This window comes from Halomonas sp. HMF6819 (assembly GCF_044335525.1).
GTDB lineage: Bacteria > Pseudomonadota > Gammaproteobacteria > Pseudomonadales > Halomonadaceae > Vreelandella.
This window is the reverse complement of record NZ_JBIQVY010000003.1, coordinates 292,121-308,176: the sequence shown is the minus strand read 5'-3', so window position 1 is coordinate 308,176 and position 16,056 is coordinate 292,121. Positions and strand designations below refer to the sequence as shown.

The window sequence follows — 16,056 nt, the reverse complement described above, 5'->3', positions numbered from 1 at the left end:
CATTCGGGAGAAAGCATGATCGCACTGCGCCAGGTGGCCCTGCAACGGGGCACGCAAACGCTGCTGGAGGGCGCCGATCTGACGCTACACAATGGCGTCAAGGCCGGCATTATCGGTGCCAACGGCGCCGGCAAGTCGAGTCTTTTCAAGCTGCTGCTCGGCGAGCTGGGTCCGGACCAGGGCGATGTCGAAATGAGCGGCGGCCAACGCGTGGCCCACATGGCTCAGGAAGTCGAGGCGCTCGACCGGTCGATCATCGAGTACGTGCTGGATGGTGACGTTGCCCTGCGCCAGGCGCAGCAGGAATTGCGCGATGCCCAGCGCGCCGATGACGCCCACCGCGAGGCGGAGCTTCACGGGCTGATCGAGACGCTCGACGGCTACACCGCCGAATCCCGCGCCGCCCAGCTGCTGGTCGGCCTGGGCTTTTTACAGGCGAATCTGACCCAGCCGCTATCGAGCTTTTCCGGCGGCTGGCGCATGCGGGTGAACCTGGCGCGTACGCTGTTCATGCCCTCTGATTTGCTGCTGCTCGACGAGCCGACCAACCACCTGGATCTCGACGCGCTGCTCTGGCTCGAGAACTGGCTGACCCGCTACCCGGGCACGCTGCTGCTGATCTCTCACGACCGCGACTTTCTCGACGCGGTGTGCGATCACATCGTCCACATGCACCAGCAAAACGTTGAGCTCTACCGCGGCAACTATTCGCGCTTCGAGCGCACCCGCGCCGAGAAGCTCGCCCTTCAGCAGGCCCAGGCCGCCAAACAGCAGGCGAGGCGCGAGGAGATCGAGCGCTTCGTCGCCCGCTTCAAGGCCAAGGCGACCAAGGCGCGCCAGGCACAGAGCCGGGTGAAGATGCTCGAACGCATGGAAGAGATCGCCGTGGCCCACGTCGACTCGCCGTTCCACTTCACCCTGCCCGCCGCCGACAAGACCTCGCACCCGCTGCTGGTGCTCGACGACGCACGCCTGGGCTATCGCGGTGACACCGAAGAAACCGTTCAGCTCGACAAGGTCAACCTGACGCTGCTGCCCGGTAGCCGCATCGGCCTTTTGGGCCCCAACGGCGCGGGCAAGTCGACGCTGATCAAGACGCTGACCGGCGAGCTCGAACTGCTGGCCGGCAAGCGCGTGCCCGGCGAGCACCTGGCGATCGGCTACTTCGCCCAGCACCAGCTCGAGGGGCTCGACGTCACCGCTACGCCCTTCGTCCACGTGCAGCGCCTCTCCCCCACCGCCAGCGACCAGGAGATCCGCAACTTTCTCGGCGGCTTCGGCTTCAAGGGCGACGACGCCTTCGCCACGGTCGCCCACTTCTCCGGCGGCGAGAAAGCGCGCTTGGCGCTTTCGCTGGTGGCCTGGCAAAAGCCGAACCTGTTACTGCTCGATGAGCCCACCAACCACCTGGATCTGGAGATGCGCGAGGCGCTGACCCAGGCGCTTTCGGCCTTCGAGGGCACGGTGATTCTGGTGTCCCACGACCGCCACCTGCTACGCGCTACGGTCGACGAGTTCTGGCGGGTGGCGGATCACCGGGTCGAGCCCTTCGACGGCGATCTGGACGACTACCGCGCCTGGCTCAAGACGCGTCTGGAAGAGAGCCGCCGCGAGGAGCGCGTCGAGAAGAGCGAGCGCCAAGCGCAGCAGCCAAGCGTAGACCGTAAGGCCTCACGCAAGGCCGCCGCGGCGCTCAGAGAAAAGCTGCGGCCGCAGAAAAAAGCGCGTGACCAGGCCGAAAAGGCGATGGAGGCCGCCCAGGCCGCACTGGAAAAAGTGGAAGAGACGCTTGCTGATCCTGAGCTCTACACCGACCCGGCACGCAAGGCGGAGCTAACTGAGGCGCTCGCCGAGCAGGCGCGCTGTAAGGAGCGCGTAGACAGCGCCGAGCAGCAGTGGCTCGCCGCCGAGGAAGACCTTGAAGCGATGGAGGCTGAAATCCTCGAAAGCGAGCGCTAGCGGCTTTCGAGCATGAAAGTGACCGGCCCGTCGTTGGTGAGCGTCACCTGCATGTCGGCGCCGAAGCGGCCGGTTTCGACCGCAGGCCAGGCCGCCCGAGCGCACTCGACGAGGTAGTTAAACAGCCGCTCGCCTTCGGCCGGGGCGGCGGCGCTGGAGAAGCCCGGCCGCAGCCCTTTACGGGTATCCGCAGCCAGGGTGAACTGGGAGACCAGCAACAGTCCGCCTTCGGCCTGCTGCAGGTTGTCGTTCATCTTGCCCTCGGCGTCGCTGAACACCCGATAATGCAGCAACTTATGCAGAATTTTTTCCGCATCCGCCTCGCTATCACCGCGCTCGACCCCGATCAGCGCCAGCAGCCCCTGGTCGATGGCGCCGATGCGCTCGCCGTCCACGTCCACGCAGGCGTGCTTCACTCGTTGAATCAGTGCTTTCACAAGCTACCACCAGCGATGAAAGTGATGGACCGGGCCGCGCCCGTGGCCGACGTGCAGTTGATTGCTTGCCTCGAGTGCGGCGTGTAGCCACTGCTTGGCCTCGCGAATCGCCTCCACGGGGGCGTGCTCATCGGCATCCAATGGGAGCCTGGCCAGGCACGCGGTGACCGCCGAGGAGAGCGCGCAGCCGGTGCCGTGCAGGTTCTCGGTATCGATGCGCGAAGCGGGAAGCCAGGCGTGCTCGGTGGGCGTGGCCAAAAGATCCGGGCAGGTTTCGCCGGTCAGGTGGCCGCCCTTGAGCACCACGAAGGGCGCGCCGAGCGCGGTGAGCCCCGGCAACATCGCTTCCATCTCATCCGGCGTTTTGGGCGAGGCGGTGTCGAGCAGCACTGCGGCCTCGGGCAGATTCGGGGTGATCACGTGGGCGAGCGGCACCAGAATATCGCGCACCGCGTGGATGCCCTCGTTATCCACCAGGATATCGCCGCTTTTCGCGACCATCACCGGATCGAGCACGATCCAGCGCGGGCGATGCTTGCCCAGCACGTCAGCGATCACCTCGGCGACCTCGCGGCTGCCAACCATGCCGATCTTCACCGCGTCGATGGCCACGTCCTCGAGCAGATTCTCGAGCTGCACGCGAATCATCGAAGGCGACACCGGCTCGACCCGGGCCACGCCCTGAGTGTTCTGCGCGATAACGGCCGTGATCACGTTGGTCGCATAAACGCCCAGCGCCGAGAACGTCTTGAGATCCCCCTGCAGCCCGGCGCCGCCCGAGGGGTCGGAGCCTGCGATGGTCAGTACCTTGGCAATGTCAGCCATAATCACCTCTTACATCACGGAAGGGAGCCAGGTGGCGATCCCGGGGAACAGCGACAGCGCCAGCAGCATACCCAGCTGCAGCAGGATGAACGGAATCACGCCCTTGTAGATCGCCGAGGTCGGCACGCTCGGCGGGGTGACACCGCGCAGGTAGAACAGCGCAAAGCCGAACGGCGGAGTCAAAAACGAGGTCTGCAGGTTCACCGCGATCATGATGCCGAACCAGATCGGGTCGATACCCATGGCCAGCAGTACCGGACCGACGATCGGCACCACCACGAAGGTGATCTCGATGAAATCGAGAATGAAGCCGAGCAGAAAGATCACCAGCATGACGATGATCGTCGCGCCGACCACGCCGCCGGGCATGGACTCGAACAGGCTCGTGACCAGCTCCTCGCCGCCGTAGGCGCGAAACACCAGTGAGAACAGCGCCGCGCCGATCAAAATCAGAAACACCATGCTGGTGACCTGGGCGGTCGAGTAGAGCGTCTCCTTCAGCATGGTGAAGCTCACGCGCCGGTTGGCCGCCGCCAGCACCAGCGCGCCGAAGGCGCCTACGGCGGAGGCCTCGGTGGGCGTGGCGAAGCCGCCGAGAATCGAGCCCAGCACCGCCACGATCAGCAAAATGGGCGGCACCAGCCCCTTGAGCAGCAGCGGCCAGATCGAGCCCTGATGATTGAGCTCCGCCTTGAGCTCCTCACGATCCACCGCCGGCGCCGACGCCGGCTTGAGCCACGCAAGCACCAGCAGATAAACGATGTAGGCCACGACCAGAATCAGCCCCGGCACCAGCGCCCCGATGAACAGATCGCCGATGGAGAGCGTCTTCGGGCTCCATACGCCCATGGAGAGCTGCGCCTGCTGGTAGGCGTTGGACAGGACGTCGCCCAGCAGCACCAGCGCGATCGACGGCGGAATGATCTGGCCCAGCGTACCGGTAGCGCAGATGGTGCCGGTAGCCAGCGCCGGGGAGTAGCCGCGCTTGAGCATGGTCGGCAGCGACAAAAGCCCCATGGTGACCACGGTCGCCCCCACGATTCCGGTAGACGCGGCCAGCAGCATACCGACGATGATTACCGAAAGCCCGAGCCCGCCGCGCAGCGAGCCAAAGGCCATCGCCATGGCGTCGAGCAGCGTTTCGGCGACGCGGGATTTTTCCAAGAGCACGCCCATCAGCACGAATAGCGGCACCGCCAGCAGCGTCGTGTTGGTCATGATGCCGTAGAGGCGGTTGGGCATCGCCCCCATCATATGCGGCTCGAAGGGCACGTCCACGCCAAAAGAGGTGAGCGCGTAGCCGATACCGGCGAAGGCGAGCGCCGTGCCGGCCAGCGATAGCGCCACCGGGTAGCCCAGCATTAGCACGCCGCACACGGCAGCGAAGAGCACCAGCGGCATGAAGTCCAGTATAACGGCCACTAGACGACCTCCTCGTGCTCATGAGTGGGGTTGGGGAGCGCGCCGCGAATGATCAGCGTTTGGCGAATCAGCTGCGCCACCGCTTGCAAGAGCAGCAGCGCCACCATGGCGAGAATCAACGACTTCAACAGATAGACCGCCGGAATGCCGGCGTTGGGGGAGCGCTCCATGATCGCCCAACTGGTCAGCACGTAGTGGAAACTGCCGATGGCGATGAACAGCGACACGGGCACGAGCAGAAACAGCGTGCCCAGCAGATCGATCCAGGCCCGCGCCCGGCTGGAGAGCTTGCGGTAGAAGATGTCCACACGCACGTGACCGTCGTGCTTGAGCGTCCAGGCTGCGCCGAGCATGAACACCGCGGCGTGCATGTACATCACCGACTCCTGCATGACGATGCTGTTGGCCCCGATCACATAGCGCAGCACCACGATGGCGAACTGCACCAGCATCATGATGATGATCAGCCAGGCGACCGCTCGCCCAACGCCTTCGGTCAGCCCATCGAGCCAGCGTAAAAGCCGCGGCTCAGGAGAATTTGCACGCATGGAGGTGTCCTGCCTTCTGAAAACGACTCGAAATGATCGCCGATTCTATCCCCTGCGTCATCCCCTGCGACTTCAAGCCCCCCTTTTTACGACCATTTACCGAGCAAGGGCCACCGAAGAGCGACTTTAAGCTCGATGGTCAGGCCAGCGGCGCCTGGTGATGAGCGGCTTCGAGTGATCGTAGGCAGGCGGCAGGCAGCGGCAATTCCACCGCCACCGGCAGGTGATCAGAAAAGAGATGGTCGAGCACGCTGACATCGGCGGCTTCCAGCGTCTGCGACAGCAGAATGTGATCCAGCGCCCGACGCGGCTGCCAGGAGGGGTAGCTCAAAAGCGGCTTGACCGGATGCAGCGGCAGCGAAGCGCTAAAGCGCTCGTGAGCGTGAAGCTGCTCCGGGGTGCAGTTGAGATCGCCCATCACCACCACGTGGCGAAGCGGGGCGATGATATCGCTTAGATAGTTGAGCTGGCGCACCCGGCCGCGGTGGCTCAGCGCCAGGTGCGCCACGAAGATATGCAGCGCGTCCGGGCCGTTGCCGAAACGCACGTGAATCGCCCCGCGCCCGCGCGTGCCGGGCAGGCGGTGCTCTTCGATATGGCTGGGGGTGAGTTTCGATAAAAGCCCGTTACTGTGCTGGGCGATACGCCCCAGATTACGGTTGAGCTGCTGAAAATGGTGCGGAAACCCGGCCTGCGCGGCCAGGTATTCGACCTGATTGATACGGCTGGAGCGAAAGCTTCCGCCGTCGACTTCCTGAAGCCCCACTACGTCGAACTTGCCCAGCACCTCGCCCATGACGTCGAGGCGCTTGACGCGGCGCGGGTGGGGCAAAAAGTGCTGCCAGCTGCGGGTCAGGTAGTGATGGTACGCCGAGGTTTGAATGCCGACCTGCAAATTGAAGGTCAAGAGTCTCAGCGTACCGCTCTCCCAAAGCGGGCTTCGCGCTTCTTTCGAGGCGTCGCCAGCAGAGAAGCCCGACACGATTATTCGGCGCGCTCGCTGCGGACCTGCTCGATCAGCGCCTCGGCGACGACCGGCATGTTGTCCGCGCCGCCGGCGGTGCTCGGGGTGACTACGAAGCGGCCGTCGACCACCAGCGCCGGCACGCCCATCAGGCGCATTTCGCGCATGCGGCTGTTGGCTTTATTGGTTTCGCTGCGTACCGGGAAAGAGTTGAGCGCCTTTTTAGCTTCGTCTTCGGTCACGCCGTAGTTGGCGAAAAACGCGGCGATGTCGTCTTCATCGGTCAGCGACTGGCCGTCCTGATGAATCGCATCGAAGAAGTCCTGGTGCAGCTCTTCCTCGATCCCCAGCGACTGGGCGGCGTAGAAGGCGGTGGCGTGGGTATTCCAGTTGCCGCCCATGGTCGCGGGCATCTTGATGACTTCGACGTCGTCGTCGAGGGTGTCGTACCACTCGTTGACCGTATCCTGAAGACCGTAACAGTGCGGGCAGCCGAACCAGAACACCTCGGTGACTTCGATGTGGTCGTCATCGGCGACGGTTGCGACCGGGTTCTCCAGCAGCGTGTAGTCCTGGCCTTCCACCACCGTCTGGGCGCTGGCGGCGGTCGAGAGTGCAAGGCCGGCCACGGCCGCAACGAATACTTTAAACATTATCGACATTCTCCAAAGTTGAGCGAAGCCTATGACTATCAAACGTTCGACCGGTTCCCGGGCGCATTCAACGCACCAGGCCGCGTCGTAAAGGGATGCGCCGTAAAGGCATACTTGCCCGCTTTTTCGCCGCCGTCCAGTGGTACACTAGCGTTTTCAGCAAGCCTACCTGCCCCACCGAGTGTAACCAATCCCGTCAGCGGCTTAAATGGCCGCCGCTTGGCCGGGCCGTTTGCCCTCGACCCTTTGCACTCGACGAAGAGGGCGCCCGGGTAGCCTTTACGTATGACTCAAGCGTTCAGGATTTTTTTCCATGTCGACTCAAGACCGCCAAAGCCCGCGCCTCAACTACGCCACGGCCCAGTTCATGACAAGCGCCCCGAAGCTTTCGCTCTGCCCGGACGATACCGGCGCCGAGGTGGCCTTTGCCGGGCGCTCGAACGCGGGAAAATCCAGTGCGATCAACGCGCTGACCCAGCAAAAGGCGCTGGCGCGCACCTCGCGCACTCCCGGTCGCACTCAGCTGATCAACTTCTTCAGCCTGATGAACAACCCGGCCACGCGCATGGTGGACCTGCCCGGCTACGGCTACGCCAAGGTGCCGGAGTCGGTGAAGCTCGAGTGGCAGCGCCATCTTTCTGAGTATCTGACGGAACGCTTTAGCCTAAAGGGCGTGGTGCTGCTGATGGACGTGCGCCACCCGCTGACCGAGTTCGACCTGACCATGCTCGACGTCGCCGACCAGCGCGGCATGCCAGTGCACATTCTGCTGACCAAGGCCGACAAGCTGAAAAAGGGCCCGGCCAGCGCCGCGCTGCAAAAGGTCCGCTCGCGGCTGGTCGAGTGGGAAGATCTGGTCACGGTGCAGCTCTTCTCGTCGCTCAAACGCGACGGGGTGACGACGCTGTGCCAAACCCTGGACCGCTGGCTGGACGCGCCGGAACCGGCGTAACGCTTTTCATTAGGCGGCGCGCCCGGCTCAGCCGAGCGCGTTCTCCAGCCGCGCGATCAGCGCCGGCAACTCCCGCACGTGGCTCAGCCGGTAGACGCGGCTGGGCAGCTCCCGGTCGGCGTCACCGGCGATCCACACCGCGTGCATGCCGAGCCTGCTTGCCGGCAGCACGTCCTCTTCCCAGGAATCCCCCACGTGCATGGCGCACTCCGGCGCCACGTTAAGGCGTTCGAGCACGTTCAAAAACGCGCTTGGGTCGGGCTTGGGGGTGAAAAGCTCGCCGGCGGCCACGGCGATGGGAAAATAGGCCGCCAGCGGCTGGCGCCTCAAGTGGATATTGCCGTTGGTGATGGCGGCTAGATGAAAGCGCTGGCCCAGCGCTTCGAGCAGCTCAAAAGCCTCCGGGTGCGGCGTGACCTGCACGCGCAGCCGGTGGAACTCGTTCATCGCTGCCGCCGCCCACAAAATCGCGGCGCTGCGATCAAGCCCTGACTCTTCGAGCTGGGCCTCCAACGCGCGTAGCCGGAGCCAGGTGAAATCGCCCCGTCGCGCAGGCGTTGCCTTGGCCAGCGCCTGGCGCTTGGCGAGATAGTCCGCCAGTCCCGCCTCCTGCTCGATCGCAAGTGCTGCTTCGCCGCGCTTTGAGCGCCATTCGTTGAGTGCGCTCAAAAGCCACTGGTAGTGGCCCTGCTCGGTTTTCAACATCACGCCGTGGTTGTCCCAGAGCGTGTCGTCGAGATCGAAAGTGATGGCTTTTAGCTCGGCTGCGGGTTCGGTCATGAGTCGCTCCGGGGGCGGCGTTTGGCACGGGGGTGGGCGGCATCGTAACTCGTGGCCAGATGCTGCCAGTCAAGGCGGGTGTAAACCTGGGTGGTCGAGAGATTGGCGTGGCCCAAAAGCTCCTGCACGGCGCGCAGATCCTGGCTCGACTCCAGAAGGTGGCTGGCAAAGGAGTGGCGCAGCCGGTGCGGATGCAGGTGCTCGGCCAACCCGCGCTCGACGCACAGGTGCGCCAAGCGCTTTTGGATGGCGCGGTGGCCAAGGCGCCCGCCGCGGCGCCCGACGAACAGCGCAGGCTCTGCGTCAGCGGCCAGAAGACCGCGCACCGCCAGCCACTGCGTCAGCGCGGCGCGAGCGCGCCGGCCCACCGGCACCTGGCGGGGCTTTCCGCCCTTGCCCACTACCCGCACGTAGCCGCCCTGAAGGCTGGTTAGATCGAGCGCGGCAAGCTCCGCCAGGCGCAGGCCGCTGGAGTAGAAAAGCTCCAGCATGGCCTGGTCGCGGCGGGCCAGCGGCGAGTCGTCGTGGGGCGTATCCAGAAACCGGGCAAGGATATCCACGTCCAGCGGCCGGGGCAGGTGGCCGGGCTGCTTGGGCGTGCGCACGAGCCGAACTGGGTTGTCGGCAAGCGTACCCTGGCTTACCAGCGCGTCGGCAAAGCGCGAAAGCGCGGCGCGCCGCCGCGCCAGGCTTCGCGGCGAAAGCCCACGGCTACGCTCGGCACCGAGAAAAGCGCGGGCAAGCGGCGCATCCAGCCGCGCGGCCAGCACCACGTCGCGGGTCTCGGCGAAGCGGGCGAAGGCGGTGAGATCCTGCCGGTAGCCCGCCACGGTCGCCGGGCTTGCACGCTCGGCGAGCCGATCAAGATAGGCGTCGATCGCCTCCCACATCGCGCTGGCCACGGCGTCGTTAACCACCGCTTCCCAAACGCTGCAAGAGCCTGGCGACGATATCGCCCAAATACTCGGTAAACAGCGTATCCATGCTCGCCCGGTAGCACTCAGCATCCGGGCTTGCGAGCAGCAGATAGCCCATCGGCTCGCCGGCGGAGAGCCGGGTGATCGCACACGACCCCGCCTTGCGCGGCGCTTTGGTATGCGGCAACAAGTGCTTCCAGTCGCTGACGCTGAGTTTGGCGCAGCGGCTGGTGCGACCGTCTAGCAGCGCCGTCAGCCGCGACGTAGCGTGCTGATCGAGCACGTGGCGCGGCGGCTGGGGCGGCGCCGGTTCCTCGTCGCTCACACTCGACGGGCACCAGAGCGCCATCGCCGGCGTGTCGAAGCGCTCGTTAAGCTGGGTCGCCAGCGCCTGAGCGAGGGCGTCTCGGTCCTCGGCATCGATCAGCACCAACAGCGTTTCGCGCAGGCGCCGGTACTGCGCCTCGTTGTGCCGCGCGGTTTCCAGCAGATGCTCGAGCCGGCCCTCGGCGCTCTCTGCGCGGTGGCGAAGATCCATCACCAGCCGCTCCAGAAGCGACGTGGCGCCATCGATGTTCGGATGGGGCACCTTGAGCTGCTGTAAAAGCCCTTCCCGGCCGACAAAAAAGTCCGGGTGGCGGGCCAGCCAAAACGCGACCTGGTCCGGGTCGAGCGTCTTGCGCGGCTCGGGAGCTTGCGACATCGCCGTTCTCCTTGGATTAGTTGAGCGTCACACGGCCGTCGAACACCCGCGTGGCCGGGCCAATCATGATCAGTGCGGCGTCTTCGCTCGGCCACTCGATGGTGAGCTGACCGCCGGGCAAGTGTACCGTGACCGGGCTTTGCAAAAGCCCCTGACGAATGCCGCTGGCCACCGCCGCGCAGGCACCGGTACCGCAGGCGAGCGTCTCGCCGCTGCCGCGCTCGAACACGCGCAGGCGAATCTCGTTTGGCGACACCACCTGCATGAAGCCGACGTTGACCCGCCGGGGAAAGCGCGGATGCGCCTCCAGAAGCGGGCCCAGTCGCTCGACCGGGGCACGCTCGACGCTATCCACGGTGAGCACCGCGTGGGGATTGCCCATCGACACCGCGCCAATCTCGAGGCGCTGCCCGTCGACTTCGATGGCGTGCAGCACCGCATCCGCCGGCGCATCGAACGGAAGCTGCTCCGGGGCGAAGCGCGGCCGTCCCATGTCGACCCGCACCTGACCGTTGCTTTGCACGTGCAGCGTGAGCGGGCCGCCGGCGGTTTCCACGCAAATCTCGTGTTTATGGGTCAGGCGCTGCTCGCGCACGAAGCGCGCAAAGCAGCGCGCGCCATTGCCGCAGTTTTCGACTTCGCTGCCGTCGGCGTTGAAGATCCGGTAGCGAAAGTCCATGTCCGGGTCGCGGGGCGGCTCGACCACCAGAAGCTGGTCGAAGCCGATGCCAAAGCGCCGGTCGGCCAACTGAGCGATCATCTCGTCGGTGAGCCGGGCACGCTGGGTGACCAGATCGATCACCATGAAATCGTTGCCTAGCCCGTGCATTTTGGTGAAGTGAAGCAGCATCAAGTCGCCTCGTTTGGCAAGAGCGTCTCGCCGGCCCACAGGCTTTCCAGCGTTTCCCGGGCGCGCACCACGTGCACGCAATCGCCGTCGACCATCACCTCGGCCGGGCGTGGCCGGCTGTTGTAGTTCGAGGCCATCACGTAGCCGTAGGCGCCCGCCGAGCGCACCGCCAGCAGATCACCCGCGGCGATGGCAAGCTCGCGATCCTTGCCGAGAAAATCGCCGGTTTCGCACACCGGGCCGACTACATCGAACGTGGCAGTGTCACGGCTTTCACGGGTATCGACGCGCACGATCGCCTGCCAGGCCTGGTAGAGCGCCGGGCGGATCAGGTCGTTCATGGCCGCATCGACGATGGCGAAGTTCTTCGTCTCGCCGGGTTTCAAAAACTCGACCTGGGTGAGCATGACGCCGGCATTGGCGGCGATGGAGCGGCCGGGCTCGAACAGAAGCGTGAGCGTCTCACCGCCTTCCCAGCGCGACAGCCGCGCCAGCAGTTGGCTTGCGTAGTCGAAGGGCTGCGGCGGGGTCTCATCGCGATACGGCACGCCAAGCCCGCCGCCGAGATCCAGGTGTTCGATTTCGATACCACGCTCGCGAAGCCGCTCCATGAGCAGCAGCAGCCGCTCGAGGGCATCGAGAAACGGCGCCGTCTCAGTCAACTGCGAGCCGATGTGGCAATCGAGCCCCTTGATGGCGAGATGCGGTAAATCGCGGGCGAGCGTGTAGACTTCGAGCGCATCGTCGATGGCGATGCCGAACTTGTTGTCCTTGAGCCCGGTGGAGATATAGGGATGCGTGCCCGCATCCACGTCCGGATTGACGCGAAGCGACACCGGCGCGATGACGCCGAGCTCACCGGCCACGGCGTTCAGGCGCTCAAGCTCCGGAGCGGACTCGACGTTGAAGCACTTGATGCCGACCTCGAGCGCTCGCGCCATCTCGTCGCCGCGCTTGGCCACGCCGGAAAAGACGACCTTCTTCGGGTCGCCGCCGGCTTTGAGTACGCGCTCGAGCTCGCCCACGGAGACGATATCGAAGCCCGCGCCAAGGCGTGCCAGAAGCCCCAGCACCGCCAGGTTCGAGTTGGCCTTCACCGCGTAGCAGATCAAGTGCGGGTGGCCGCCAAGCGCCTCGGTATAGGCGCGAAAGTGGCGCTCGAACGTGGCCTTCGAGTAGACGTAGCAGGGCGTACCGATGTCGTCAGCAATGCGCGTGAGCGGCACCTCTTCGGCGAACAGCACGCCGTCCTGGTAGTTGAAGTGATCCATCAGGACTCCTCGGCGGCGATTGGTGCGTTGTCATCCGGCAGGTAGAGCGGGCCCTTCTGGCCGCAGCCGGCGAGCAGGAGTGTAACAAGCGCGATCAGGGCGAGCGCCTTCATTGCGCCTCCCGGTGCGCCTTGAGCGCCTCGAGCGCGCGGCTGGCCGCGGCACGGACCTGATCCGGCGCGGTGCCGCCGATATGGTTGCGCGCAGCCACTGACCCTTCGAGTGTCAGCACGTCAAAAACGTCCGCCTCGATGGTGTCGGAAAACTGCTGGAGCTCTTCAAGGGTCATCTCGGAGAGATCCTTTTTCTCCTTCAGGCCAAAGGCCACCGACTGGCCGACGATCTCGTGAGCGTCGCGGAAGGCCACGCCCTTGCGCACCAGGTAATCCGCCAGATCCGTCGCCGTGGAGAAACCGCGCCGCGCCGCCTCGAACATGCTCTCTTTTTTCGGCTCGATGGCGGGCACCATGTCGGCGAAGGCCTTGAGGCAATCCAGCACCGTATCGACGGTGTCGAACAAGGGCTCCTTGTCCTCCTGGTTGTCCTTGTTGTAGGCCAGCGGCTGCGATTTCATCAGCGTGAGCAGGCTCATCAGATGACCGTACACGCGGCCGGTCTTGCCGCGAACGAGCTCCGGCACGTCCGGGTTCTTCTTCTGCGGCATGATCGACGAGCCGGTGCAGAAACGATCCGGCAAGTCGATGAAATCGAACTGGGCGCTGGTCCAAAGCACCAACTCCTCGCTCATGCGCGACAGGTGCATCAACAAAATGCTGGCGAAGCTTGCAAATTCGATGGCGAAATCGCGATCCGAGACCGCGTCCAGCGAGTTCTCCGCCGGGAGGGAAAAGCCCAGCAGCTCCGCGGTGACGTGGCGGTCGATCGGGTAGGTAGTGCCGGCCAGCGCCGCTGCGCCCAAGGGCATGACGTTGACGCGCTTGCGGGTATCAAAAAGGCGCTCGTGGTCACGGGCGAGCATCTCCTGCCAGGCCAACAGGTGGTGGCCAAAGGTGACCGGCTGGGCGGTCTGCAGGTGGGTGAAGCCCGGCATGATGGTGTCCGCTTCGCGCTCGGCGAGGCCAATCATGCCTTCACGCAGCCGCGTTAGCTCCGCGTCGATCGAGTCGATGGCATCGCGCATGAAAAGCCGAATATCGGTGGCGATCTGGTCGTTGCGCGAGCGTCCGGTGTGCAGCTTCTTGCCGGTGATGCCGATCTTTTGCGTCAGCCGCGCTTCGATGTTCATGTGCACGTCTTCAAGCGGTACCGACCACTCGAACTCGCCGCGTGTGATCTCGCCCTGAATTTCGGTCAGGCCGTCGATGATGGCATCGCGCTCCTCATCGCTCAGCACGCCGACGCGTGCCAGCATCGTAGCGTGGGCGATCGAGCCCTGGATGTCCTGAGCGGCCAGGCGCTGATCGAAGCTCACGGAGGCGGTAAAGCGGGCAACAAAGGCGTCGGTGGGCTCGCTAAAGCGTCCGCCCCAGGACTGATTCGTAGCTTGGCTCATCAAGAATTCCTACTGACAAAACGAAGGTGGCAACAAGGGTGACAACATAAGGGAATCATTGCCCCAGAGTGTACCAGAGTCGACCCGGTTCGCGGCACGCGGTTTTGCGCGCCCGCTCAGGTCGAATCGACGCCCGCCTCTTGAAGCGCCTTTGACCAGTTAAACCCCGCCAGATAATCGCCAAGCTCGGCAAGCGGCATGGGCATAGCGAAGTAGTAGCCCTGCATGAAGGTGGAGTGACGCTGATGCAGATAGCGAAACTGCTCGGCGGTTTCGACGCCTTCGACCAGCACCTCGAGCCCCAGCTTCAAGGACATGGTGATCACCCCTTCCACGATCGCTGCATCGTGCTCGTCGTGGGTGACGTCGCGAATGAACGAGCGGTCGATCTTGAGCCGGTTGATCGGCAGGCGCTTTAGGTAGCTCAGGCTGGAAAAGCCGGTGCCGAAATCGTCCAGTGCGATATTCACTCCTAAAGCGCTCAGCTTCTTGAGCGCCTCGATGGCGCTCTCCAGACTCTCCATCAGCACGCCTTCAGTGATCTCGATCTCCAAAAGCGCCGGGGCCAGCCCGCTGTGCTTAAGCACGCGCTCGATCGAGGCGACAAAGCCCGGGCGCTGAAACTGGGTGGGCGAAATATTGACCGCCATGACGATCGGGCGCTGGGCGCCGTCGTTGATGCGCACCGCATCGCGACACGCTTGGCTCAGCACCCACTCGCTGATGGGGATGATCTGGCCGGTCTCTTCCGACATGCCGATGAAATCCGCCGGCGAGACCGGGCCGCACTCTGGGTGGTGCCAGCGAATGAGCGCCTCGACTCCAACCACCTCGCCGCTCGCACCGTCGATCTGCGGCTGATAGTGAAGCTCGAACTGTTCCTGTTCGATGGCCGTTTGCAGCGCGTGGCGCAGGCTCACCCGCTCGCTCACCCGATGGTTGAGCTCTTCGGTGTACCATTGGTAGGTATTGCGTCCGCGACGCTTGGCCTTGTACATGGCCAGATCCGCCTGCTGCACCAGCGCTTGGGTCTTGGCCATACTGCCGTTGTCAGTGCCGATACCGATACTGGCGGTGATGTGAAGCGCCTTGTCTTGATACCAGTAGGGTTCGGCAATCCGCTTGAGCAAACGCTCCACCACCTGGATCACATCCTGCTCCATCGCCAAATCCGGCAGCAGCACGATGAACTCGTCACCGCCAATACGCGCCACGGTATCCCAGGGTCGCAGCTCCTCCTCGAGGCGCCGGGCAACGCTGATCAGGATAAAATCGCCAACGTCGTGACCCAGCGAATCGTTGATTGGCTTGAAGTCGTCCAAGTCGATGAACAGCACCGCCACGTGGCGACGATAGCGCTTGGCCAACACGCCCCCCTGGGACAAGCGTTGGTTCAAGAGCTGGCGATTGGGCAGGCCGGTCAGGGCATCGTGGTTGGCGTTATGCCTGAGCTGCGCCTGGTACTCGCGTTGGGCGGTAACGTCGTTTTGCACGCCAATGAAATGAGTGACTCGCCCTTGCTCGTCGCGCACCGGCGAGACGTACAAATCGTTCCAAAAAGACGTTCCATCCTGACGATAGTTGCGCAGCATCACGTGCACATCGCGCTGTTCGCGTATGCCTCGGCGCAGTTGCTTGACGGTCGAGGCGTCGGTTTCGTCGCCCTGCAGAATGCGGCAATTGAGTCCCAGCGCGTCATTGCGGGCGTAACCGGTGATGGTCTCGAAGGCCTTGTTGACGTACACCATGGGCAAATCGTCAGCTAGCGCATCGACGATGACGACACCATTGGTACTCGACTCTACGCTGCGCTCCAATAGCATCAGCTTCTGCTCGGAGGTCTTGCGCTCGGTGATATCGCGGGCGATCACGTAGATCACTTCGCCGTCGGCGAAGGCGCTCACCTCCAGCCAAGTGAGCGCGCTGGTCTGACTTTTGGCGCGCACGTCAAAGGGGTCGACCTGCTCGCCCCGGTGTATGCGCGCAAGCGCGCTCTCTATAATGGGATGGTCGTCGGGCTCGACGATCACCCCGCACGGGCGGCCGATGACTTCTTCGGCGCGGCGGCCCAGCAGATGCTCGAAGGCCGGGTTAACATTGAGCAGTGTCCCTCGGAAATCGATGCAACAAAGCATATCCTGCGAGAGCAGAAAAAATTGATCCAGCTCACCTTGTTGATCGGCAGAGGACATGGGCATTACCTGCACGTAACAATAGAATTTAGCGTCGGCCAATCAAGAGTGATCGATTTTACGGCGCAAG

At 64.1% G+C, this 16,056-nt stretch carries 16 protein-coding genes; 2 read left to right on the top strand and 14 right to left on the bottom strand.

The window, feature by feature from the left end:
• Nucleotides 1-15 precede the first annotated feature (15 nt).
• The gene (locus ACGLWX_RS11495) at nucleotides 16-1,959 is read left to right on the top strand and encodes an ABC-F family ATP-binding cassette domain-containing protein (protein ID WP_252108134.1); all 1,944 of its coding nucleotides are present in this window, start codon (nucleotides 16-18) and stop codon (nucleotides 1,957-1,959) included.
• Here the strand turns inward: ACGLWX_RS11495 and dtd are convergent.
• The 6 genes from dtd to ACGLWX_RS11465 all read right to left on the bottom strand — a co-directional run bounded on the left by dtd (nucleotide 1,956) and on the right by ACGLWX_RS11465 (nucleotide 6,808).
• Complete coding sequence (gene dtd / locus ACGLWX_RS11490) at nucleotides 1,956-2,396, bottom strand: D-aminoacyl-tRNA deacylase (protein WP_252108133.1); 441 nt, start codon at nucleotides 2,394-2,396, stop codon at nucleotides 1,956-1,958. The genes ACGLWX_RS11495 and dtd overlap by 4 nt on opposite strands.
• A 3-nt stretch (nucleotides 2,397-2,399) precedes the next feature.
• The gene (gene thiD, locus ACGLWX_RS11485; protein WP_396239822.1) at nucleotides 2,400-3,221 is read right to left on the bottom strand and encodes a bifunctional hydroxymethylpyrimidine kinase/phosphomethylpyrimidine kinase; all 822 of its coding nucleotides are present in this window, start codon (nucleotides 3,219-3,221) and stop codon (nucleotides 2,400-2,402) included.
• Nucleotides 3,222-3,230: 9 nt separating this feature from the next.
• On the bottom strand, nucleotides 3,231-4,634 hold the full coding sequence (locus tag ACGLWX_RS11480) for a TRAP transporter large permease subunit (RefSeq protein WP_252108486.1): 1,404 nt from the start codon (nucleotides 4,632-4,634) through the stop codon (nucleotides 3,231-3,233).
• 8 nt (nucleotides 4,635-4,642) lie between these two features.
• Nucleotides 4,643-5,191, bottom strand: coding sequence for a TRAP transporter small permease subunit (locus ACGLWX_RS11475; protein WP_396239820.1), 549 nt, complete (start codon nucleotides 5,189-5,191; stop codon nucleotides 4,643-4,645).
• Between the two features lie 139 nt (nucleotides 5,192-5,330).
• Complete coding sequence (locus ACGLWX_RS11470; RefSeq protein WP_396239818.1) at nucleotides 5,331-6,173, bottom strand: endonuclease/exonuclease/phosphatase family protein; 843 nt, start codon at nucleotides 6,171-6,173, stop codon at nucleotides 5,331-5,333.
• A gap of 2 nt (nucleotides 6,174-6,175) precedes the next feature.
• On the bottom strand, nucleotides 6,176-6,808 hold the full coding sequence (locus ACGLWX_RS11465) for a thiol:disulfide interchange protein DsbA/DsbL (RefSeq protein WP_396239816.1): 633 nt from the start codon (nucleotides 6,806-6,808) through the stop codon (nucleotides 6,176-6,178).
• Between the two features lie 313 nt (nucleotides 6,809-7,121).
• Here ACGLWX_RS11465 and yihA point away from each other — a divergent pair, with 313 nt between their 5' ends.
• Nucleotides 7,122-7,760, top strand: a complete 639-nt coding sequence (yihA, locus tag ACGLWX_RS11460) for a ribosome biogenesis GTP-binding protein YihA/YsxC (RefSeq protein ID WP_396239814.1) — start codon at nucleotides 7,122-7,124, stop codon at nucleotides 7,758-7,760.
• Nucleotides 7,761-7,787: 27 nt separating this feature from the next.
• On the opposite strand, the gene ACGLWX_RS11455 is transcribed toward yihA, so the two are convergent.
• From ACGLWX_RS11455 to ACGLWX_RS11420, 8 genes are all read right to left on the bottom strand, one after another.
• Nucleotides 7,788-8,540, bottom strand: a complete 753-nt coding sequence (locus ACGLWX_RS11455) for an HAD family hydrolase (RefSeq protein WP_396239812.1) — start codon at nucleotides 8,538-8,540, stop codon at nucleotides 7,788-7,790.
• Complete coding sequence (locus ACGLWX_RS11450) at nucleotides 8,537-9,430, bottom strand: tyrosine recombinase XerC (RefSeq protein ID WP_396240051.1); 894 nt, start codon at nucleotides 9,428-9,430, stop codon at nucleotides 8,537-8,539. Before ACGLWX_RS11450 ends, ACGLWX_RS11455 begins: the two co-directional genes overlap by 4 nt.
• Before the next feature lie 19 nt (nucleotides 9,431-9,449).
• Nucleotides 9,450-10,160, bottom strand: coding sequence for a DUF484 family protein (locus ACGLWX_RS11445; protein WP_396239810.1), 711 nt, complete (start codon nucleotides 10,158-10,160; stop codon nucleotides 9,450-9,452).
• Between the two features lie 16 nt (nucleotides 10,161-10,176).
• Nucleotides 10,177-11,010: a diaminopimelate epimerase gene (gene dapF / locus ACGLWX_RS11440; protein WP_396239808.1), complete on the bottom strand. Its 834-nt coding sequence runs from the start codon at nucleotides 11,008-11,010 to the stop codon at nucleotides 10,177-10,179.
• Nucleotides 11,010-12,281 (bottom strand): diaminopimelate decarboxylase, encoded by a 1,272-nt coding sequence (lysA, locus tag ACGLWX_RS11435; protein ID WP_396239806.1) that lies wholly within the window; start codon nucleotides 12,279-12,281, stop codon nucleotides 11,010-11,012. The genes dapF and lysA overlap by 1 nt, the downstream gene beginning before the upstream one ends.
• Nucleotides 12,281-12,394, bottom strand: a complete 114-nt coding sequence (locus ACGLWX_RS11430) for a lipoprotein (protein WP_252108124.1) — start codon at nucleotides 12,392-12,394, stop codon at nucleotides 12,281-12,283. The genes lysA and ACGLWX_RS11430 overlap by 1 nt, the downstream gene beginning before the upstream one ends.
• Nucleotides 12,391-13,794, bottom strand: a complete 1,404-nt coding sequence (argH, locus tag ACGLWX_RS11425; RefSeq protein WP_396239804.1) for an argininosuccinate lyase — start codon at nucleotides 13,792-13,794, stop codon at nucleotides 12,391-12,393. Before argH ends, ACGLWX_RS11430 begins: the two co-directional genes overlap by 4 nt.
• Before the next feature lie 116 nt (nucleotides 13,795-13,910).
• Entirely contained in the window at nucleotides 13,911-15,986 is a 2,076-nt protein-coding gene (locus tag ACGLWX_RS11420) for a putative bifunctional diguanylate cyclase/phosphodiesterase (RefSeq protein WP_396239802.1), read from the bottom strand.
• Nucleotides 15,987-16,056: the final 70 nt, after the last annotated feature.

What these genes read in the sequence shown, in the direction of transcription:
- ACGLWX_RS11495 (WP_252108134.1), top strand. Translation starts at nt 16, where the DNA reads ATGATCGCACTGCGCCAGGTGGCCCTGCAACGGGGCACGCAAACGCTG.
- thiD (WP_396239822.1), bottom strand. Translation starts at nt 3,221, where the DNA reads ATGGCTGACATTGCCAAGGTACTGACCATCGCAGGCTCCGACCCCTCG.
- ACGLWX_RS11475 (WP_396239820.1), bottom strand. Translation starts at nt 5,191, where the DNA reads ATGCGTGCAAATTCTCCTGAGCCGCGGCTTTTACGCTGGCTCGATGGG.
- ACGLWX_RS11465 (WP_396239816.1), bottom strand. Translation starts at nt 6,808, where the DNA reads ATGTTTAAAGTATTCGTTGCGGCCGTGGCCGGCCTTGCACTCTCGACC.
- yihA (WP_396239814.1), top strand. Translation starts at nt 7,122, where the DNA reads ATGTCGACTCAAGACCGCCAAAGCCCGCGCCTCAACTACGCCACGGCC.
- ACGLWX_RS11455 (WP_396239812.1), bottom strand. Translation starts at nt 8,540, where the DNA reads ATGACCGAACCCGCAGCCGAGCTAAAAGCCATCACTTTCGATCTCGAC.
- ACGLWX_RS11450 (WP_396240051.1), bottom strand. Translation starts at nt 9,430, where the DNA reads ATGTGGGAGGCGATCGACGCCTATCTTGATCGGCTCGCCGAGCGTGCA.
- ACGLWX_RS11445 (WP_396239810.1), bottom strand. Translation starts at nt 10,160, where the DNA reads ATGTCGCAAGCTCCCGAGCCGCGCAAGACGCTCGACCCGGACCAGGTC.
- dapF (WP_396239808.1), bottom strand. Translation starts at nt 11,010, where the DNA reads ATGCTGCTTCACTTCACCAAAATGCACGGGCTAGGCAACGATTTCATG.
- lysA (WP_396239806.1), bottom strand. Translation starts at nt 12,281, where the DNA reads ATGGATCACTTCAACTACCAGGACGGCGTGCTGTTCGCCGAAGAGGTG.
- ACGLWX_RS11430 (WP_252108124.1), bottom strand. Translation starts at nt 12,394, where the DNA reads ATGAAGGCGCTCGCCCTGATCGCGCTTGTTACACTCCTGCTCGCCGGC.
- argH (WP_396239804.1), bottom strand. Translation starts at nt 13,794, where the DNA reads ATGAGCCAAGCTACGAATCAGTCCTGGGGCGGACGCTTTAGCGAGCCC.
- ACGLWX_RS11420 (WP_396239802.1), bottom strand. Translation starts at nt 15,986, where the DNA reads ATGTCCTCTGCCGATCAACAAGGTGAGCTGGATCAATTTTTTCTGCTC.